Source organism: Acuticoccus sp. MNP-M23 (genome assembly GCF_031195445.1).
Lineage (GTDB): Bacteria > Pseudomonadota > Alphaproteobacteria > Rhizobiales > Amorphaceae > Acuticoccus.
The window spans coordinates 4,485,500-4,506,018 of record NZ_CP133480.1 but is presented as its reverse complement, the minus strand read 5'-3'; the positions used below and the strand labels follow the sequence as shown (position 1 = coordinate 4,506,018).

Annotated in this window: 18 protein-coding genes; 7 read left to right on the top strand and 11 right to left on the bottom strand. The window is 65.4% G+C overall.

The features are described from left to right. Positions 1-9 precede the first annotated feature (9 nt). Positions 10-2,172, bottom strand: coding sequence for an anthranilate synthase component I (locus RDV64_RS20735; RefSeq protein WP_309196866.1), 2,163 nt, complete (start codon positions 2,170-2,172; stop codon positions 10-12). A gap of 105 nt (positions 2,173-2,277) precedes the next feature. Beyond that, positions 2,278-3,366: a YcaO-like family protein gene (locus tag RDV64_RS20730; protein WP_309199559.1), complete on the bottom strand. Its 1,089-nt coding sequence runs from the start codon at positions 3,364-3,366 to the stop codon at positions 2,278-2,280. Positions 3,367-3,550: 184 nt separating this feature from the next. Between RDV64_RS20730 and RDV64_RS20725 the strand changes: the two genes are divergently transcribed. Next, the gene (locus RDV64_RS20725) at positions 3,551-3,946 is read left to right on the top strand and encodes a hypothetical protein (RefSeq protein ID WP_309196864.1); all 396 of its coding nucleotides are present in this window, start codon (positions 3,551-3,553) and stop codon (positions 3,944-3,946) included. Between the two features lie 29 nt (positions 3,947-3,975). Here the strand turns inward: RDV64_RS20725 and RDV64_RS20720 are convergent, their stop codons facing one another. Next, positions 3,976-5,823: a bacterial transcriptional activator domain-containing protein gene (locus tag RDV64_RS20720; RefSeq protein WP_309196863.1), complete on the bottom strand. Its 1,848-nt coding sequence runs from the start codon at positions 5,821-5,823 to the stop codon at positions 3,976-3,978. Between the two features lie 246 nt (positions 5,824-6,069). Here RDV64_RS20720 and RDV64_RS20715 point away from each other — a divergent pair, with 246 nt between their 5' ends. From RDV64_RS20715 to RDV64_RS20700, 4 genes are all read left to right on the top strand, one after another. Then, positions 6,070-6,429, top strand: coding sequence for a hypothetical protein (locus RDV64_RS20715; protein ID WP_309196862.1), 360 nt, complete (start codon positions 6,070-6,072; stop codon positions 6,427-6,429). 217 nt (positions 6,430-6,646) lie between these two features. Next, positions 6,647-6,955, top strand: a complete 309-nt coding sequence (locus RDV64_RS20710; protein WP_309196861.1) for a helix-turn-helix domain-containing protein — start codon at positions 6,647-6,649, stop codon at positions 6,953-6,955. Positions 6,956-7,199: 244 nt separating this feature from the next. Beyond that, positions 7,200-7,739 carry a sigma-70 family RNA polymerase sigma factor gene (locus RDV64_RS20705; protein WP_309196860.1) on the top strand — a complete coding sequence of 180 codons (540 nt, stop codon included), beginning with the start codon at positions 7,200-7,202 and terminating at the stop codon, positions 7,737-7,739. A gap of 2 nt (positions 7,740-7,741) precedes the next feature. Beyond that, positions 7,742-8,434, top strand: a complete 693-nt coding sequence (locus tag RDV64_RS20700) for an anti-sigma factor domain-containing protein (protein ID WP_309196859.1) — start codon at positions 7,742-7,744, stop codon at positions 8,432-8,434. A gap of 613 nt (positions 8,435-9,047) precedes the next feature. On the opposite strand, the gene RDV64_RS20695 is transcribed toward RDV64_RS20700, so the two are convergent. The 3 genes from RDV64_RS20695 to RDV64_RS20685 form a co-directional block, all read right to left on the bottom strand. Continuing rightward, entirely contained in the window at positions 9,048-9,323 is a 276-nt protein-coding gene (locus RDV64_RS20695; RefSeq protein WP_309196858.1) for a hypothetical protein, read from the bottom strand. Positions 9,324-9,509: 186 nt separating this feature from the next. Further along, on the bottom strand, positions 9,510-11,774 hold the full coding sequence (gene ptsP, locus RDV64_RS20690) for a phosphoenolpyruvate--protein phosphotransferase (RefSeq protein ID WP_309196856.1): 2,265 nt from the start codon (positions 11,772-11,774) through the stop codon (positions 9,510-9,512). A 763-nt stretch (positions 11,775-12,537) separates the two neighbouring features. After that, a complete protein-coding gene (locus tag RDV64_RS20685; RefSeq protein ID WP_309196855.1) occupies positions 12,538-13,767 on the bottom strand; it encodes an aspartate kinase in 1,230 nt (409 codons plus the stop codon). Positions 13,768-13,850: 83 nt separating this feature from the next. Between RDV64_RS20685 and ubiG the strand changes: the two genes are divergently transcribed. Next, positions 13,851-14,609, top strand: a complete 759-nt coding sequence (gene ubiG / locus RDV64_RS20680; RefSeq protein WP_375143776.1) for a bifunctional 2-polyprenyl-6-hydroxyphenol methylase/3-demethylubiquinol 3-O-methyltransferase UbiG — start codon at positions 13,851-13,853, stop codon at positions 14,607-14,609. A gap of 18 nt (positions 14,610-14,627) precedes the next feature. Here the strand turns inward: ubiG and RDV64_RS20675 are convergent, their stop codons facing one another. From RDV64_RS20675 to RDV64_RS20660, 4 genes are all read right to left on the bottom strand, one after another. Beyond that, complete coding sequence (locus RDV64_RS20675) at positions 14,628-15,998, bottom strand: amidase (protein ID WP_309196853.1); 1,371 nt, start codon at positions 15,996-15,998, stop codon at positions 14,628-14,630. Between the two features lie 54 nt (positions 15,999-16,052). After that, positions 16,053-17,276, bottom strand: coding sequence for a Zn-dependent hydrolase (locus RDV64_RS20670; RefSeq protein ID WP_309196852.1), 1,224 nt, complete (start codon positions 17,274-17,276; stop codon positions 16,053-16,055). 126 nt (positions 17,277-17,402) lie between these two features. Continuing rightward, the gene (locus tag RDV64_RS20665; RefSeq protein ID WP_309196851.1) at positions 17,403-17,699 is read right to left on the bottom strand and encodes an AzlD domain-containing protein; all 297 of its coding nucleotides are present in this window, start codon (positions 17,697-17,699) and stop codon (positions 17,403-17,405) included. Continuing rightward, entirely contained in the window at positions 17,689-18,492 is an 804-nt protein-coding gene (locus RDV64_RS20660) for an AzlC family ABC transporter permease (RefSeq protein WP_309196850.1), read from the bottom strand. The genes RDV64_RS20665 and RDV64_RS20660 overlap by 11 nt, the downstream gene beginning before the upstream one ends. A 128-nt stretch (positions 18,493-18,620) precedes the next feature. Here RDV64_RS20660 and RDV64_RS20655 point away from each other — a divergent pair, with 128 nt between their 5' ends. Further along, entirely contained in the window at positions 18,621-20,117 is a 1,497-nt protein-coding gene (locus RDV64_RS20655) for a CoA-acylating methylmalonate-semialdehyde dehydrogenase (protein ID WP_309196848.1), read from the top strand. 33 nt (positions 20,118-20,150) lie between these two features. Here the strand turns inward: RDV64_RS20655 and RDV64_RS20650 are convergent, their stop codons facing one another. Next, complete coding sequence (locus RDV64_RS20650; protein WP_309196847.1) at positions 20,151-20,471, bottom strand: antibiotic biosynthesis monooxygenase; 321 nt, start codon at positions 20,469-20,471, stop codon at positions 20,151-20,153. Positions 20,472-20,519 lie beyond the last annotated feature (48 nt).

Sequence of the window (20,519 nt, the reverse complement as noted above, 5' to 3'; positions counted from 1 at the left end):
CCCGCGGTTTCAGGCGGCATTGCGCTGCCGGTTCGGCTCGCGCAGGAGCGTGCGCACGGCGTTCTCGATAATCTGCATGCCGACGTTGCCGCCGAGCGACATGATGCTTTCGGGGTGAAACTGCACGGCAAGCATCGGCTCGTCGCGGTGCTCGATGGCCATGACGGCGCCGTCATCGCTTTCGGCCACCACGGTCAGAACGGACGGCAGTCGGCTGCGGTCGGCCACCAGCGAGTGGTAGCGGCCGACCACCACCTCGCCATCAATGCCATCAAACAGGGCGCCGTTGCCGCTGAGGGTGATGGCGGATGCCTTGCCATGCATCGGCACGTCGAGCTGGGAAAGCTCACCGCCGCAAGCTTCCACGATGGCCTGAAGCCCGAGGCAGACGCCGAAGAGCGGCAGGCCGCGTGCCTGCACGAGGCGGATGCCGGCGGTGCAGTCGAAATCGGCCGGGGTGCCGGGGCCGGGCGACAGGACCACAAGATCGGGTCCGAACCGGTCCAGCATGGCGGCGGTGAGCGGCGCGCGCACGGTGGTCACATCCAGCCCGCACCGGCGCAGATAGCCGCCCAGCGTGTGAACGAAGCTGTCGTCGTGGTCCACCAGCAACGCGCGGCGGCCGGTGCCGGGCGGTGGCAATGTGGCTGCGGCGTCGGCCGCGCCGGTATTGCCGCGGATGGCGGCGCGCATGGCGGACGCCTTCAGCACGGTCTCGCGCTCTTCGGCTTCAGCATCGGAGTCGGCGAGTACGGTGGCACCGGCGCGCACGTTGGCGATCCCGTCCTTGATGTGGACGGTGCGCAGCGTCAGCCCCGTGTTGAGGTCTCCGTTGAAGTGCACGACGCCGACGGCACCGCCGTACCAGGCGCGCGGACTGCGCTCATGGTCCTCGATGAACTGCATGGCGCGGCGTTTGGGGGCGCCCGTCACCGTCACCGCCCAGGCGTGGGAGAGGAAGGCATCCAGCGCATCGCGGTCCGGCAGGAGGGTGCCTTCGATGTGATCCACCGTATGGATGAGGCGGGAGTACATCTCGATCTGGCGCCGGCCGAGGACGCGGATGGAGGCGGGGTCGCACACGCGGCTCTTGTCGTTGCGGTCCACGTCGGAGCACATGGTCAGCTCCGTCTCGTCCTTTTCGGAGTTGAGGAGCTTGCGGACCTGCGCCTCGTCCTCGATGGCATCGCGCCCCCGCGCGATGGTGCCGGAAATGGGGCACGTTTCCACCCGCGCTCCGGTCACGCGCACGAACATTTCAGGCGAGGCGCCGACCAGATATTCCCCTTCGCCAAGGTTGACGAAGAAGCCGTAGGGCGAGGGGTTGATCGACGACAGCCGCTTCATGATTTCGGACGGGGCATCGGACAGCGCGTCACGGAAGACCTGACCGGGCACCACCTCGAAGAGGTCACCGCGCGCAAAATGCGCGAATGCGCGGCGCACGGTCTCGGCATATTCGCCGGGCTCGTGGTCGTTCTGCACGTGGTTGGCGGCAACGGGACGCGGCGTCGGCTCGCTGTTGGCGGCCCGGCCCTCGGTGCTTTCGCCGCCAAAGGAGAATTCGAAGCGGGCAAGGGTGGCCTGGCGGGCGTGGTGGTCCACGGCCAGAATTTCATCCGGCAGGTAGAGGACCATGTCGCGCTGGGTGGCGGGGCGGTCGAGTTTCGCGTCGATGGGGTCGAACTGGAAGGCAAGGTCGTAGCCGAACGCGCCGACGAGGCCGAGCTGGCCGTCCGCCTCGCTGGCGAAAAAGTCCCGCAAGGCCCGCAGTGCGGTGAAGACAGAGGGACGGCGGCTGCGGTCTTCCTCGGTCATGAGCGCGCCGTCCGGCTCCGGCACGGTGGTGGCGACGCTGTTCACACCCTGGATCGCGGTGAGCCCGGCCCCCTCGAACGCGGCGCGGGCGGCCGCCAGAAGCGGCACGCCGCGGTCGTTGAGGGCGGTGGCGGTGACGGTGCGGCCGCGGCTTTCCACGGCCAGCGGCGGGCTCGCCAGTGCAAACTCCCACCGCGTGTAGCGGCCGGGGAACTCGTAGCTGGAGGCCAGCGCAACGCCGCGCTCGGTGTCGAGACGCTTCAGCCAGCGAAGAAGCGCGCCATCATACTCGGTTTGATGGTCCTGCCGGCGGACGAGGACGCCCCCGGCCGTCTCATAGCTCAGTGCGCGCATGACGGGTTTCCCACGGTGGGCCGCGTCGCAGCGCGCGCCCGGATCCGCGGGGACGCTGAACGGGACGCGCCCCGTTGTCAACGCGGTGGTGCTGTTGCGCCGAGATCAGATGACGAAGGGCACCGGATTGAGCGCGTCCTCCGGGGTGGGGGCGGTTTGAATGCCAAGGGCAACGGGCACCTCGTAGAGCCGGCCGGGGCCGAACCGCGGCAACCAGTCCCGCAGTTGCGGGGAGACGGCCTTGACCACCGGGACACCAAATTCGGCGCGCGTGAGGTCCACCGCATAAAGATCGATCCCCTTTTCCGCGAAGGTGCCCAGAAGGGTGTCCCAGCGCGTTGCCGGAGTGGGGTCGGTGGTGCCCACCCCGGCAAGCGCGGGGTCGGCGAGGGCATTGGTGGACGCTGACCATGCCAGAAGCGGCGGGACGGGCGGCGGGTTCGGTGCACGCTGCGCCTGCCGCATCAGCGACAGGTTGATTTCGCCCTGAAGGAGTTCGAGCGTTGCCGAGCGCACGGCGTCGGCCGGATCCAGCGCGGCGGCCGCACCGATGGCGGGGGCGCTGCCATCGGACCGGGCCGAAAGCGCGACGATGGCCGGCACCCCCAGGTCGCTGGGGAGGGCAAGGTGCCAGGTCTGCCGCCGGCGCGCTGCCAGAAAGGCGGCAAGGTCGGCGGGGAGGGCGGCCGCCGCCGCATCCACCGCAAGCCGCTTTGGAATGAGGCGGTTGTACCACCAGATCGCGACGCCATCTCGCTCCACCAGCTCCAGTGTGCCGTGGCGTGCTGCGTCCGCGCGCGTCCCGCGGAGCGCCGCGCCTGAGGACGATGAGAACACCGGAGGCAACCCGTCGCGAACATCTTCCCCGAACAGGACCGACCGGGCGGGGAGACTTGTGCGTTCGTTAGCCAACAGACTCTGCGCAACCACGCGTCTCGCGTGATGCGGCGGTGTAAAATCTATGGTTGATAACGCGGCGGTGGCCGATTGCAGCTCGGCGCGTTGCCTTGCACTGAAATTGGTGAGCTCCAGCGTCGAGGCAGTGGCATCTGTGTCGTTTTGGCTTTCATTTATCCGCGGATCGTTGTCCCACCCTGAGATGAGACACGCGCGCTCGATGGCTTCAAAAACACTGTAAATAGCGGAATTATTGGCGGAAAATGCGCGGCCAGCGGCTGCTCTCCAATCGATCATCCAGGCTGGCGCTGCTGGCTGGAGCCGTTTTGGGAAGCAAAAATGAAAGTGAGCCGGGCAATCTTCGATCAGATATGAAAAGCGCTCGAGCTCAAACGCTTGATTTGGAAAATCAACTATAGGTATAGTGACTGCGCTGCCGGACACGCTCCAGCGGTCAACAAAAGCGAACAGGTCATCATTCATGTTCTACGAAGCAAAAATCGACTGCGATCCTTTTGATGTCGCAGATCATCTCGAAGGTTTGGTTAAGCGCGATCAGCGCGGGGGGAATATGGCGAGAATTGCGGTCAACCGTTCGGCGGTCCCGGCCATCGGCAAGGCATTTGGCGAGGCGGCGAACGATCCGCTACAGCGCGAAGCGTTTCGCAATGACCCGGAATCCTATCTGAAGGCGGCCGGCGTCGCGCCCAAGGACCTGGAAGGGCTGAAGATCGTGCTTCACGAAGACGAGGACGACACGATCCACCTCGTCCTGCCCAGTGCGGTGGATCAGAACCGCCTGCGCGCCAACGACCACGAATATCTCAAGATGCTCGGCACCATGGCGGTCCTGGGGTGCCTGCGCCCTCTCAGCTGAGCGCTGCCCACCGTTCGCCGGCCAGTGTGCTAGTGCGCACTGGCCGCGACGCCGGCTCTTTCCAGTGAGGCAAACATGCGCCGCCGCGTGGTGTCGTCCTTGGTCATGTTGGATTTGACGATCCAGCGCGACAGGGCGGCAAGGTCGAACGACCGGGGCGGCTCCAGACGGCGCAGTTCGCGCTCGAACTGGACGCGGGCTTCGGCGATGCCGGTCTCGTCGCCGCGCTCTTCGTTGGCGGCCACGGCGAGGAGCGATGTCTGGATGTTCACCGGGGCTCGGTTCAACCGGCGGACGCATTCCTCCAGGTCGCCCGAGAGATAGGCGATGGTGGCGAGGTAACTGTGAAAGTAGGCTGGTGCATATCGGCCCGAAATGTTCATCGCCCTTGCCGCAAGGTCCCGTGCGGTTTCCAGATGGCCGCAATAGGCATGCCCCTCCGCAGCCGAAATCAGCGTTCGGTTGGAGTAGGGTTGCAGGGAAAGTGCGTTCTGAAAGGCTGCCAGCCCACGACTATGCTGGCCGGACTGAAGTTCCAGCCATCCGGCGATGCTGTGATTGAACGGCTCGAGTGGATCGAGGCTGAGGGCACGCTCGACGCAGTGGCGCGCCTTGGCGAAGCTCAGCTCCTCATTTGCGAACAGGACCGGTGAGTAAAGGTTCCGCTTCATCGTGATCGCGCCGATGGACGAGTGCACAAGACTGAACCGGGCCCCGTCCGGGCTTGCCGCAAGATCTTCCAGGATTTCGAGCGCCACCTGGTCGCCCTGTGTCGTGAACGTCTGCAATTCCCGGTAGGCGCTCAGCCACCTTGCAAACACGGTCCCTGGCGGCAGGGCCTCGTCGTTGAGGATGTCACGTTCGATTGTGTTGATGGCAGTCGCGATGGCCTCTTCGGTGCGCGAGCGGTCGGCCAGCAGATCCTGATCCAGCCTGACACAAGACACGGTGTTCATCCGCCGCGTATTGACGCAGCGCAGGTAGAGCGACCGCACATTCGGTTCGTTCCACAACAGCAGCCGGTAATCGTGATCCGGTTTATCCGGGTCGATCCCGATCTGCTGGACGGATTGCCCGGTTTTCTCGCCAGCTGCCGTGTTCTCGCCGAAACCTGAAAGGTCCTCGTAGGCGCGGATCGAGCGGAACCGTGCAAGCTGGCACATCACCTCGGACTGGGCGAAAGTGAAGAGATCCGCCGAGGTCTGGATGCCTTGCGGGCGCATCAGCATCACGGTCGGCGTGCCGCGGTCAGCCTCCGGGTTCCGCGAAGCCGTGCTGCGAAACTCGACCGTCGCACTCGAGGCTGCAATGCCAAGCCCCTCAGCTTGCGCGATCAGGCGGCGCGGCACCGGCATGTCGAGGTCGCGCAGCGCATTGCCCAGGGCGCGATACTGCCGCGCGGCTGCCACAACGTTGCCGATCCGCGCATACTCGCCGATCAGCATTTCGCCCGCACGATGGTCGGCCGGCTCGATCCGCAGCATCAGCTCACACAGGGCGATCAACATGTCGGAGCGCGTGTCGAGCGGCTCATCGGCCAGCTGGTTCAGCGCGTCGGTCAGGTAGTTGTGCGAAAAGTGCAGCGTTTGTGCACGGTACTGCGAAACCCAATCGTCAAAATTGATGGCGCCGTTTTCCATGCCGGCGAGGGGTTCGCCGGTCCAGTACGTGAGCGCTTCCCTGAAGCCGCTTGTTGTGCGGCGGCTGATTGCCGCGTTGAAGCGGGCGACATCCACCCGGCTCGGATCGCCTGCGAACCAGACGCTGCTCCGGTCTCGCGCAATCAGCGAAGCCGTCCAGGGGTTGCCGCCAATGACGCTGAGGCATTTGCGCAGCGAGCCTCTGGCCTGCGCCTCGTCCACGTCCCCCCAGAGCAACGCGCTCAGCTGGCCCCGATCAATGCGTCTTGCACTGTTGGCGGCCAGATATACGCAAAGTGCGTGCGATTTACGCGATGGGAAATCGATGCCGCCATTGAGGGTGAACACCGGCTGTCCCAGAAGCTGAACCCTTACCGCGCAACGCTCCATCACAACTCGCTTTCATCGAGACATTAATTCTGCCATCGGGTTGCCATATTCGAGGCACGCCTCGGCAGAACCTGTCAATTTTGTGGCCAATTGATGCCGGTTTTCCGAAAGGCAGGCTTTGCCGGTCATCAAATGCAAGCAATTGCAGTCAGATTTCACTTTCACGATGAAATCACGATGCCACATTACAAAGGCCATGCAAACGCTACGAAAGCGGAGATCAAAATGAATGCGCCGACAATTATCGGAAACAATTCCAACGATGCGGTCATGCCGGACGACTACGAGGTGCTGACCCGTCTGCTTGAATATGCCATGGCCGAAGCAGACCGCCACGGCGAGGCCTATTGCGCCGCATTGATCTCGCGTGCGGTGGACGCGCTGTCGTCTCAGCCCCGCGAGATCCAGAGCACTGCGATGCCGTCAGGCAGAACATTGCACAATCTCTTATAGGGCGGCAAGAATTTCCACAATTCGTAATTCTAGACCCAATTTGCAAATCCGTATGGGAAACAAGCTCCTTAACCGGATTGAGAAGCAGATCGCTCTGTCAACGGCTGTTCATCACTATTGGTCGCATTTCCTTCAGGCCGCTTATGTGCTTAACAAAATGAAGCAAGAATGGCGCTTGTACCTTAAAAATGTAGCGTGAATGTGGGGAGGGGTCTGAATGAGCTCGCTGAACAAGATTGATTCTCCGATCAGAAATCAGGCCGAGAGCGAGTTCCTGCTTAAGCTGGGTGAGCGCGTGAAACGAATGCGCACCGACGCCGGGCTGTCGCGCCGCAAGCTGGCCGACACGTCAGGCCTTTCGGAGCGGTTCATTGCGCAGCTGGAGCATGGAGAGGCAAACATCTCGGTCCTGCGCCTGTGCAACCTCGGTAAGGCGCTCGATGCTCCGGTGGAAGCCTTTCTGCCGCCGATGTTCAGCAAGACCCCGGCCCGCACCGCCGACGAGGGACCGTCCCGCGTCGCCTGACGCATCTGGATGCCCATCCTTCCGTACAAACGCACGGCCTTGCATTCGTCGCCCCGCTGCCACGTCGCTCTGTTCCGTCGGCAAGGTCATCCACGGCCTGAATGACGGCGACGATCTGCAATCTTCGCCGGGTCTGTGGCAACTTGACGCTTTTTAAGCTCGGGTGGCGATAAACTCGATCCCCCCGCAATTGTCAGTTCGGCGGGCCGCGCGTATGTCTCGCCGATAACAGCGGGATCGCCGGATGAACGACGTGGACTTCAACACCCTGATCGAGCGCACTGCTCTCGGCGACCGCGCTGCGTTCCGCACCCTTTATAATCGCTCGTCCCCTAAACTATTCGCCGTTGCGCTGCGTATCCTTCAAGAGCGCAATGAGGCGGAGGATGCCTTGCAGGACGCATACGTTAAGATCTGGCGCTATGCTGAGCGGTTCAGCGCGAGCAAGGCTGCCCCGATGACGTGGATGGCCGCCATTGTTCGCAATGTCGCGATCGACAGGCTGCGCGCCCGCAAGGCACCGTCCGCGGCGCTCGATGCGGCCGAGCGGGTAGCCGACACCACGTTGCGTCCCGACGAGAAGGCGATGGCGAACGGCTTTGCCCGCGTTCTTCTCAATTGCATCAATGGGCTTGGCGATCCCTACGCCCGGCTCGTGCGAATGGCGTATTTCGGCGGTGTGACCTACGCGGCGCTGGCGGAGCGCGACAACGTTCCGCTTGGGACCGTAAAGAGCCGAATGCGCCGCGCACTTGCAGACCTGAAAGGGTGCGTGAGCCAGTGAATGTGACCGACGACGACAAGATCGATGCCATGGAATATGTCCTCGGTCTGACCGGCGAGGACGAGCGGCGCCAGTTCGAGCTTTCCCTGCTCGACGACCCGGCGCTTGCTGCCGAGGTCTGGCGCGCGGAAGCTGAACTCGCACCGCTGGCCGAAGCGCTGCCCGCACGCAAGCCATCGGCGCGGGTCCTCGGCAATGTCGAGAAGAGCCTGTTTTTAGGAACCTCCGGTGCTTCAAAGCGCCGCGGCACGCCGGTTGCGCTGGCGTTCTGGCGCACTGCGGCGACCATGCTGGGCGCAGCGGCCGTCGGCGGGTTTGCTCTGGCTGCGATCCTCATCGTCCGGCCGGGCGTGATCCTCAGCCAGGAGGCGCTCGTCGCGGCAATCGTCGGCAGCGAAGACGGCGGGATCACCCTGGCCCGGCTGCAACGCGACGGCACTTTGGTAACTGCGCCGTTCGGCGCGGCCGTGTCCGATGAGCGCGACCCCGAGCTGTGGCTGGTGATCGATGGCACGGCCCCGGTGTCTCTGGGGCTGCTCAATTCTGCTGAGGGCAGCCGGATCAAATTGCCGCGCGAGAGCGATGCGGTGCTGCGCAACGCGCAACTTGTGGTGACGGCCGAGCCCGCAGGCGGCTCACCCACCGGCGCGCCGACCGGACCGGCATTGGCGCAGGGCGGCTTCCAGTCCCTCTGAGGCCTCAGGCCGGTTCCACCTGCGTCAACGCGATGATCAGGTCTCTCAGCGAATTCACCACGGCATAATGGCGGCCGACATCGCGCAGATTGCCGATGCGGCGTGCCTTCTTTCACGTCGCCGGAGCGTTTGCGCGGCAAAATCTCGCGGTCATCCTAGGATGCCAAGTCGGCAACGGATGCGCGCACGCAGCCGGGTGGGTTGCAGCCGACGATGATGGCGGTCTCACCCCGCTCCTTGACCTGAAATGAGATGGCCGGCGTCTGGAACAGGATCGATGGCGCCGATAATCTCGCCTGCGGTCAGCGGCTTTGTTGATCGAGGGGGCTGCCAGCAGCGCCTTCTGCACGGGCAGGCTGCGTTTTTGTTGCCCGGTCGGCCCACCGGCTCGTTGACGTATCGTTTGGTGCATTCCCAGCAGTTCTCCGCGAAAAAGGCGATGATCGCATCGCGCAAGGGGCCGCCCGGATGAGCTCGCCCAGGCTCAGCATCAGCGCGTCTCAGTTGCCATTCGTCTGGGCGATCGTTCACGGCGCGATAATTTCGCCCACCGTCACGTGGTCGGTGTTGGTGGAACCGTCGAGTTAGTCGCGCGGGGTCTGGGTGAAGCGCCTTAGTTGTGGCCGGTGGTGACCTTCACACTGGGGTTGCGTGCTCCAATGATTTGCGAGGCCAGGAATTCGGGCGGGATGCCACCTTGCCTGTCGATGAGCGCGATCGCGCAGATGTTCCTGCGCGCCGTGCACGCCTTGGTGTCGTAGGCCTTGCTGGGGGCGGTGTAGGTGGTGAGCTCGGCATGCTTGGCGATCAGGGCTTTCGCGTCGGCTGCGCCGGCGTGGGCAGGAAGGGCAAGGCAGCCGGCAGCGGCGGCGAAGGTGTGGGGGCACACAGCCGCACTAAACCGTCTGGCAGCGCAAAAGCCGAAAGCGCGGACCGGCGCTGTAACCAATCCCGCGCGCTGCGAACGGTCATTCTGGATGCAAACCATTCTTCGGAGCGCACGCGTGCGTTCCGCACCGGAGCCATAGGCTGAAGCGAGCTTGCGGGCGCAGAAACGCCGCGCAAGCTGCTGATGTCAGACCGGAATGTCGTTGGCGTCGGCGAAGCGGGCGAGGAGATGGCGCACGTCGTCGTTACCGCGGCCGGGCTCCAGGCGCGGCAGGAGCCGGGCGCGCAGGCGGCCGATGTCGGCCGCACGGATTGCGGATTTGACCGGGCCGATGGCGGCGGGCGGCATCGACAGGTTGGTGAAGCCGAGCGCTACGAGCGCCAGTGCCTCCAGCGGCCGGCTTGCGATATCGCCGCACACGGTGACCGGCACATTGGCCTCGCGCGCGCCGTCGGCAATACGCTTCAGCATTCTGAGGAATGACTGGCCCAGATTGTCGAACCGGCCGGCCACACGCACGTTGGACCGGTCTGCCGCCATGGCAAACTGGAACAGATCGTTGGTGCCGACGGAAATGAAGTCGGTCACGGCAAGGAGTTCCTCCAGCTCGAACAGGAGCGAGGGGGTTTCCACCATGGCGCCGAGCTGCGTCGATTCAGGCACCGGATAGCCGTGCAACTTGAGGAAACGGCGTTCCTTGTCGACCAGCGCGCGTGCGGCGTTGTATTCCGAAACCGTTGCGATCATCGGGAACATGAGCTTCAGCTCGCGGCCGGCTGCAGCGCGCAGGAGGGCGCGCACCTGGGTGCGGAACAGGCCCGGCCGGTCGAGGCCGAGGCGGATCGCGCGCCAGCCCATGGCCGGGTTTTCCTCCTCCAGCGTGGAGAGGTAGGGGAGGATCTTGTCGCCGCCGATGTCCAGCGAGCGGAAGGCGACGGGCTTGTCGCCGGCCAGCTGATAGATCTGCCGGTAAAGCTGCTCCTGCGCCTGCATTCGCGGCAGCGACGGCGCCACCATGAACAGGATCTCGGTCCGGAACAGGCCGATGCCGGTTGCGCCGCTTTCCGGCAGATGCGGCATGTCCGCCAGCATCCCGGCATTCATCGACATGGTGACGTCGAGCCCGTCACGGCTGATGGCGGGGAGGTCCTTGAGGCGGCGGTACTGGGCCTGTCTGCGGGCGCGGAAACGCACCTTCTCGGCGAACACGTTCTCCACGTCCGGGGAGGGGCGGATGTGCACGTCGCCGCCGTCAGCGTCGATGATGATCGCTTCGCCGCTCTCCACCATGGACGTGACGCCGTGCGCCTGGCCGACCACCGGGATTCCCAGCGCGCGGGCAATCAGCACCACGTGGCTTGCGGGCGTGCCTTCCTCCAGAACGAGGCCGCGGACGCGCGCGCGGTCGTAGTCCAGGAGTTCGGCAGGGCCCATGGAGCGGGCGACGATGATGGCATCGCCCGTGATCTCGGCCATGGCGGTGGAGTGACGGCCCTGAAGTTCGCGCAGGAGCCGGTTGGCCAGATCGTCAAGGTCGTGCAGGCGCTCGCGGACCATCCGGTCGGTCGAGCGCAGGAGCTTGGCGCGGTTGTCGGACTGGACGCGCTCCACCGCGGCTTCGGCGGTGAGGCCGGAGCGGATGACGTCGGCCATCTTGCGGGCCCAGCCGCGGTCCTGCGCGATCATCAGGAAGGCTTCCAGCACGTCGCGGCTCTCGTCGCGCGTGTTCACCTCCTGCCGTGACAGGTGCTGCTTGAGGTTGCCGCGCACCTTGTCGAGGGCGGTTTCGAGGCGCGACAGCTCGTGGTCCACATCGTCGGACAGAAGCTCGGTGATGACGACGCGCGGTTCGTGCAGGACGGCGCGGCCGAGGCCGACGCCCTCGTTCAGCATCGCGCCCGAGACATGGAGCTGACGCTTGATGTCGAGCGCTGCGACGTTCTGGGGAATCTGGTCGAGGTCGCCGGTGCCGGCAATTTCGGCAATCACCATGGCAACGGTCTGAAGTGCCTCCACTTCCTCGTTGTCATAGCGGCGGGGAGCACGGTTCTGCACCGTGAGGACGCCCAGCATCCGTCCAGCGCGCAGGACCGGCACGCCGAGGAAGGTGTTGTAGTCGTCCTCACCCACGTCCGGCAGGTAGGCAAAGCTCGGGTGCGAGCGTGGATTGGTGATGTTGAGCGGCTGCGCGGTTTTCGCGACGCGGCCGACGAGGCCTTCGCCGACGCGCAGCCCCGCGCGGTGAACGGCAGACGGATTGAGCCCGTGGGTGGCATAAAGTTCGAGCACAGCGTCGGACCGCAGGACGTAGAGGGACGAGACCTCGGCGACCATGTTGTTCGCGATCAGCCGCACAATTCCGTCCAGCCGCGCCTGCGCTTGCAGGGGGGCGGCCATGACGGCGTGAAGCTGTTTGATCAGCTGTCTCGGACCGGCGAGTGTATCGCGCATCCGTTTCTCCCCGCTCCCTAAACGTCCATCCCGGTCACCGGCGTTCCCGTGCATTCCGCTTGTTGCGAAATGCACGGGTAAACCTGCCGGTGCCGTGTGGCTGTTTGCCTTTGGGCACTTGGTCCGATGCCGTCTCCCGGTGTCGCCCTGATGACACCGGGTCCGTCATCGGCCCGGTTCTCTGACCGATGCCATTTATCTGATCGTATGACGGTCGACCCGTCCCGGAGCTGGTGCGTCAGCACGTCGCGCCATGACGGGGAGGTGGGGGCAGCCTTGGCGCGGTGCAATGCCGGCATCGGCATTTGAGGGTCAACACTTTGATAAAACTGCACGATATTCACCTCTCGGTGGGTATTTTTACCGGCATGCACGGTCAAGCGGAGCGGCACGTTCGCTCGCCCGGATAACAGCTGTGCACGAAACGAAACTGCCGCAATCGTCCGCGATTCATGGATCACGCAAGGTGCGCTGAAAAAACCGTTAAACCAAAAATTGAATCAGCGGGCTGGCTGCGCTTCTGCGGCGCATGTCAGGCTGATGCGTCCGCTAAACCGGGCGCACCGCCATAGAACCACAGAAGCAAGCCGCACGCCAGATTGCCGTGTCAGCATCGAGTTCCGGTCGCATCGCAGCAAATTTCCGGCCGGGGCTCGAATCCGGCCACAGCCGCGAAAGATCAGTGTGGCGGCGGGTTATCGCGCCTTGCAGTTCTGATTGCATCGTCGTTGCTCCGAATCTCGGTGCAACTTAGGCGTGTCTGTCAGCTCTTGTCCAGCCCATAAATCGAATGGAGCGTTCGCACCGCCAACTCGGTGTAGGCTGAATCGATCAGCACCGAGATCTTGATCTCGCTGGTGGTGATGGCGCGGATGTTGATGCCCTTTTCGCCCAGCGCCTTGAACGCAGTCGCCGCAACGCCGGCGTGGCTGCGCATGCCGACCCCAATGACGGAGACCTTCACCACGTCCTTGTCGCCGCTGAGCTTGTCGAACTTGATGTCGTCCTTCGCGGCTTCCAGCGTCGCCATGGCGCGGTCGTAGTCGGCTTCCGGCAGGGTGAAGGTGATGTCGGTGGAGGTGCCGTCGTCGGAAATGTTCTGGACGATCATGTCCACGTTGATGTTGGCCGCCGCCAGCGGGCCGAACACGCGGAACGCAACGCCGGGCGCATCGGACACGTCGCGCAGGGTCACCTGCGCCTCGTCACGGGCGTAGGCGATGGAGGTGACGGCTTCTTGTTCCATGATATCTTCGCCTGTGATGAGCGTGCCGGGCGGTGCGACGGCGGGGTCGGTAAAGGTGGAGCGGACCATCAGCGGCACGTCGTAGAGCATGGCAAGCTCCACGGAGCGCACGTGCAGGACCTTGGCGCCGAGGGACGCCATCTCCAGCATCTCCTCGTGCGAGATCTTCGGCAGGCGGCGGGCGGTCTTCACGATCCGCGGATCGGTGGTGTAGACGCCGTCGACGTCGGTGTAGATGTCACAGCGGTCGGCATCGAGTGCCGCCGCCAGCGCGACGGCCGTGGTGTCGGAGCCGCCGCGGCCGAGCGTGGTGATGCGGTTCTGCGGCGATAGGCCCTGGAAGCCGGCGACCACCGCCACCTGCTTCATGGCAAGGCGCTCCAGCACCACCTTGGCGTCGATGTCCTCGATCCGCGCAGCGCCGTGCGCGTCGTCGGTGCGCATGGTGATCTGCCAGCCCTGCCAGGACCGCGCGTCGATGCCCATCGACTGCAGAACGATGGCAAGGAGCCCTGAGGTGACGTTTTCCCCAGAAGAAACAATGGCATCATATTCCCGCGCATCGTGCAGCGGGGAGGCGTCGCGGCACAGCGAGACGAGCTTGTTAGTCTCCCCGGCCATGGCCGAGACCACCACGGCAACCTCGTTGCCGGCCTCGACTTCGCGGGCGACGTGGGCCGCCACATGGCGGATGCGGGACAGGTCGGCGACGGACGTACCGCCGAATTTCATGACGAGGCGAGGCATTGGAACGACTTCGAAGGATTGCGCGATCGGCAGGAACCGCTAGCTAGCAGCCTAAGGAACATCAAACAACCGCGGTGGGTGCCATGAGCGAGACAACGATCGACGCGCGCGAGGTGGACAAGTTCGACCGCCTGGCCGCCGAGTGGTGGAACCCGAACGGCAAGTTCAAGCCGCTGCACAAGTTCAACCCGGTGCGCCTGCGTTTCCTGCGCGAAAAACTGTGCCGCCACTTTGACCGGGACCCCCGTGCCGAGCGGCCGCTGGAGGGCCTGCGCATCCTCGATATCGGTTGCGGCGGGGGGCTGTTGTCGGAGCCGCTGGCCAACATGGGGGCAGATGTTGTGGGGGCGGACGCTGCGCCCACCAACATCGAGATCGCAAAGCGCCATGCCGAGCAGACCGGCGTGCCGGTCGACTACCGGGCGACGACCGCCGAGGCGCTGGCGTCCGCGGGCGAAGAGTTCGATGCGGTGCTGGCGATGGAGATCGTCGAGCATGTGTCGGACGTGGATGCCTTCGTGGCGGCGTGCTGCACGATGGTGCGGCCGGGCGGGATCACCGTGTTCGCCACCATCAACCGAACGCTGAAGGCGCTGGCGCTCGCCATCGTGGGCGCCGAATACGTGCTGCGCTGGCTGCCGCGCGGCACCCACAACTACGATCGGCTGGTAAAGCCACGCGAGCTGGAACGCGCGTTCACCGCCAACGGGATCACCCCGCAGGAGCCCATCGGGGTGGTCTACAATCCGGTCAAGGATGCCTGGTCGCTCTCAAAGGACAGCGACGTGAATTACATGATCATCGGCCTGCGCCCGGAGGCCAAGGCCCTTCCCGCCGCCTGAGCGGAAAGGGCGCGATCATCAACCGCCGCGCACCATGTTTTCCATGGCCCATGCGGCGGACAGCACCGTCTCGTCGGTGTTTGCAAGGCCGGAGACCAGAAGGCTGACCGGCATGGGCGAGGGGCTTGCGGCGGGCAGCGCCACGCCCGGCAGGTTGAGGAAGTTGCCCACCATCGTGTTGCGCAGCGAACGCATGTTCACGTCGTTGAAGAGGGCCGGGTCAGCGTCCAGCGGCGCGATCTCCGGCGCAATGTGGGCGACCGTGGGGTAGATGAGGAGCGCGCCGTTCAACGTTGAGGCAAGGCTGGCTGCCAGACGACGCCGGCCGATCTGAAGCTCCAGAAGGTCGTCCGCGCTCATGGTCTTGCCGCGCAGGATGCGGGCGGCAACGCGGCCGTCGATCTCCTCCACGTCCGGACCGTCCACGCGCTCCTTGTGGAAGTGATAGGCCTCCGCGTTGGCGATGGTGCCGTGGGTGGCCAGCATCTGGCTCGCCTCGGCAAGCTCGGCAAATTCGTGCCGCTCGATGGTGGCGCCGGCCTTAGCCAGCCGCTCCACCGCAGCCTCGAACGCGGTGAGCACAACCTCGTCGCAATCGTCCATGGGCAGCCCTTCGGCCACCACCAGCTTCAGGTCCGACAGGTTGCCGCGGGTCACGGTCGGCGACGTGCCGCGCAGGGCAGCGTCCGTCAGCACAGCGTCTTCCACGGTGCGGCAGAGCGGTCCGACAGTGTCGAGCGTGTAGGACAGCGGGTAGGCGCCGCGGGTGCTGATCCGCCCCTCGGACGATTTGGCGCCGACAAGGCCGTTGAAGGCTGCGGGCACGCGCACCGAGCCGCCGGTGTCGGAGCCGATGGCGACGGGCACCAGCCCGGCGGCCACCGCCACCGCCGAGCCGGACGAAGAGCCGCCCGGACAGCGCGGCGTTTCGGAATCCCACGGGTTGGCGCACGTGCCGTAATGCGGGTTGAGGCCGAGCGCGGAGAACGCAAATTCGGTGAGGTTGGTCTTGCCCACCGCCACCATGCCGGCAGCGGACAGCTGCGCAACCACCGGCGCGTCGGCCTCGGCCGGCGGGGCATGGCGCAGGAGGGCCGACCCTGCGGTGGTGACCTCGCCTTCCATGTCGAACAGGTCTTTCCAGGCCACCGGCACACCGTCGACCGGGGAAGCAGGGCGCCCGGCGGCGTAGCGGGCGCGCGATGCTTCCGCCTCGCGCCGCGCCCGGTCTTCGGTCACGGCAAGGAAGACGGAGGCGCCGCTCGCCTGCGCAATGCGCGACAGGCACACTTCGGTAACGGCGACCGGGTCGGCTTCGCCAAGGCGATAGGCGCGCGCGAGCGCTGCGACCGAGAGATCAGCGGCAGCGTCGGGGGTAAGTTCGGGCATCTTGGCTTTCCTGGGCGGCAGAGGGTGCGCCTGATCTTCGAAGGGTGGCGTTGATCAGCGGGCGAGGCGGAGGATGGTATCGAGCAGGATCTGGCCGCCGGCGGTACAGTGGCCGGGCGTCGCGCTTTCAAGCTCGTTGTGGCTGATCCCGTCCTTGCAGGGGATGAAGATCATCGCGGTGGGGCAGGTGGATGCCATGTAGAACGCATCGTGCCCGGCGCCGGAAATCATCTTGCGGTGCGGCAGGTCTTTCGCTGCGGATTCGATGGCGTCCACCACCAGCTTGTCGAACGTCGTCGGATCCTTGCGGAAGCTGCGGCGGGTCTCGATCGTCACGCGCCGTTCCGCAGCGATCGCCGCGATGCGGGTGGCAAGTTCCGTTTCCATCGCGCTGAGCGCGTCATTGTCCGGATGGCGGAATTCCGCCTTGAACGTGGCGGTGCCCGGAATGGTGTTGCGCGAACCCGGCAGGACGCGGACCTCGCCGACGGTGCCGACGCCTGCGGGGCCGTGCTGGCGCGCAATGTCCTCGATGGCGAGGGTGACGGCGGCAAGGGCGGTCATCGCATCGCGCCGGAGGGTCATCGGCGTCGTGCCGGCGTGGCTGTCCTGCCCGGTGATCGTGCCGTCGAACCACAGGAGGCCCTGGCCGCCGGTGACGACGCCGATGGTCTCGTCCGCCGCCTCCAGAAGCGGCCCCTGTTCGATGTGCAGCTCCACAAAGGCGTGAAAGCGCCGCTCGCCGATGGGCTCGTCGCCGGCGTAGCCGATCCGCGTGAGCTCGTCCTCGAACGTATGGCCGTCGCCATCGACGCCGGCCAGGACGGGGGCCAGCGGCAGGTCGCCGGAGTAGACACCGGAGCACATCATGGCGGGGCTGAAGCGTGCCCCTTCCTCGTTGGTGAAGTTGACGAGGGTGAGGGGGTGTTCGGTGACGTAGCCGGCATCGTTCAGCGTGCGGATGGCTTCGAGCCCCGCCAGAACGCCCAGGATGCCGTCGAACTTGCCGCCTGCGGGTTGCGTGTCGAGGTGGCTGCCGAAGGCGACTGCCTTGGCAGCCGGATTGGTTCCGGGGCGGGTTGCGAACATGTTGCCCACCCCGTCGACGGTGACGGTGAGGTCCGCTGCCTCGCAGGCGCTGCGAAACCAGTCCCGCACCATCCTGTCTTCATCCGACAGGGCGAGCCGGCGGATGCCGCCCAGCGGGAGCGCGCCGAAGCGGGCGGTCTCCATCAGACTGTCCCACAGCCGCTCGCCGTCGATTTTCAGATTCTGCATCGTCAATCCGTCCCGTTCGCGCCTTTGCCGGACTGGTCATCGCCGGCGGAGGCCGCAGAGGCAAGCGACGCGCCACAACAGGGCGCAGAGCAACCGTCGGCGCGGTCTCCCGCCGGCGCAAGTCCTTCAGGTATAGGCGCGAAGAGCAATCAACAGGAAGACCGGCGCAAAAACCACGATGGCAAAGCCGAACCGCAACGAGACGAGCGCGGCAAAGACAATCACCACAGCCTCGCGCCATGTGCCCGAGATGAGGGCCGGGGCGGCAAGCGCGGTCATCACTGCCGCGGGCACTGCATCGAGACCCACCTCCACCCGCCGCGGAACGGATTTGAAGCGCGACAGGAAAATGTAGCCGCCAGCGCGCGCGCCATAGGTGATAAGGCCGCCAAGAAGGATGAGCGGCAGGAGATCAACGGTCATGGGCTGGCTCCTCTGCGCCCATGGCAGGCACGTATTCGCCCTCGGCAACGCGCAGCATGCTGCGGTGCGGCCCGGCTGGCGGCCAGATGGCGGCCGCGGCCACGCCCGCCAGCCCGCCGATGGTGACGTGCCAGGGGGCGCCCAGCCACTCGATGCCCATCTGCGGTGCGTTGTAGACCAGAAGCGACACCGCGCCGCTGGTGAGGACCACAAGCCCCCAGCGAGCGCGCTTGCGAAATCCCATGACGAGGCCGACGAAGTAGATCGGCAGCAGCATGTCGATGCCGAGAGCCTCGGGATGGGCAATCAGCCGCCCGGCAAAGGCACCGGCCGCCGTCAGCGCGACCCAGATGAAATACATCGGCAGCCCGAGCCCCAGATACCAGGCAAGCGAGAATGGCTTGCCTTCCTCCGCGCGCTTCTCGGTCAGCGCGAATTGCGGGTCGACCAGAAGCAGGAACACGAGCGCTTTTGCCCAGGCCGGCTGCCCGCTGATGATCGGCGTCAGCGATGCGGAGTAGAGGAGGTGGCGGAAATTGACGGCGAGGACCGACAGGAGGATGGTCCACATCGGCACGTTTGTGCCGAGAAGCTCGACCGCCGCCATCTGGCTCGCCCCGGCAAAGAATGTGAGGGACATGAGCGTCGCGTCGGCAACGGTCATGCCTTTCTGGGCGGCAAGCGTGCCGAACACCAGTGCAAACGGTGTGACCGCACCCAGCAGCGGCAGGATCATGAGGAACCCCGCCCTGGCTTCGGCTGCGGCGCTGCGGGACGGGGTATGTTGCTGCATCCGGCGTCTCTAGCGCCCGGCATTGGACAGCGCAACGCGAAGCGTCCGGTTCGCCGTGATCGGCTGGCATGTGTCGCCAAATTGTGCAGGATATTTGCTCAAAAGCGACGCAGGCGGCGGGAGACATTATGCGTGAGGTTGGCCATTTCATCGGCGGGACCATTGTGGCGGGAACCTCTGGACGGCAGGCGGACGTGTTTCGCCCGGCAACCGGCGAAGTTCAGGCCCGTGTGGCCCTTGCCAGCGCAGACGAGGTGCGCGCGGCCATCGCCAACGCAGCCGAGGCGCAGCCGGCCTGGGCTGCCACCAACCCCCAGCGGCGTGCCAGGGTGATGATGCGCTTCGTTGCGCTCCTGAACGAGAACATGGAGGAGCTGGCCGAGCTTCTGGCCGCAGAGCACGGCAAGACCGTGCCCGACGCGAAAGGCGACATTCAGCGCGGGCTCGAGGTCGCCGAGTTTGCGGTCGGCATTCCGCATCTGATGAAGGGCGAATTTTCCGAAGGGGCCGGGCCGGGGATCGACATCTACTCCGTCCGGCAGCCGCTGGGGGTCGTGGCGGGCATCACCCCGTTCAATTTTCCCGCGATGATCCCGATGTGGAAATTCTGCCCGGCGATCGCCTGCGGCAACGCCTTCGTTCTGAAGCCGTCCGAGCGGGACCCCGGCGTCCCCATGCGCCTTGCCGAGCTGATGATGGAAGCCGGGCTGCCCGCCGGCATCCTCAACGTGGTCAACGGTGACAAGGAGGCGGTGGACACGCTGCTGACCGAACCCGACGTGATGGCAGTGGGCTTCGTCGGCTCGTCCGACATTGCCGCCTACGTCTATGCCACCGGCGCTGCGCACGGAAAGCGCGTCCAGTGCTTCGGCGGCGCGAAGAACCATATGATCGTGATGCCGGATGCCGACATGGAGCAGGCGGCAAACGCCCTCATCGGCGCCGGTTACGGCTCGGCCGGCGAGCGCTGCATGGCCGTCTCCGTTGCGGTGCCGGTGGGCGAGAAGGCGGCGGAGGCGCTGATGGCGCGGCTCGTCCCCAAGGTCGAGGCGCTGCGGATCGGCCCGTCGGAAGACCCGGACGCGGACTTCGGCCCGCTCGTCACCCGCGCCGCGGTGAACCGGGTGCGCTCCTACGTGGACAAGGGCGTCGAGGAGGGGGCCGAGCTGGTGGTCGACGGCCGCGGCTTTAAGATGCAGGGCTACGAAGACGGCTTCTACATGGGGGCGTGCCTGTTCGACCGTGTCACGCCGGACATGACCATCTACCGCGAGGAGATCTTCGGCCCCGTCCTCTCGGTGGTGCGTGCGGCGGATTACGATGAGGCGCTGCGGCTGCCGACCGAGCACGAGTACGGCAACGGCGTCTCGATCTACACGCGCGACGGCGATACTGCGCGGGACTTCGTGTCGAAGGTCGTCACGGGAATGGTGGGGGTGAACGTGCCGATCCCGGTGCCGCTGGCCTACCACACGTTCGGCGGCTGGAAGCGCTCCGGCTTTGGCGATCTCAACCAGCACGGCCCTGATTCGATCCGCTTCTACACCCGCACGAAGACCGTCACCCAGCGCTGGCCGAGCGGCGTGAAGGAAGGCGCCGAATTCTCCATGCCGGTGATGGAATAGGCGAGCGGCGGCCCCGCGCGGGCCGCCCTTCCGTCAATCCTTTGCGACACGCTGGAGTGAGGTGAACGTCTCCAGCTCCGGGTGGCCGACATAGATCGATTTGGTGCTTCCCGTGCCGGCATGCGCCTTGCGGAAGCTCTCGGAGCGCGTCCAGTCGAGGAACACCGCCTCGTTCTGCCAGACCGAGTGGGAGGCGTAGAGGACGTGGTCGTCCTTCTCGGGTCCCTTCAGAAGCTGGAATTCCACGAAGCCCGGCACCTCGGTGAGATACGAATCGCGGGTCAGCCAGACCTGTTCGAACTCTGCCTCGCTGCCCTTTTTCACCTTGAAGCGGTTCATGGTGATGTACGCCATCTGCGTTGCCTGTCCTGCCGGTTGCGTTGGGGGGACCTTATCCCAAGC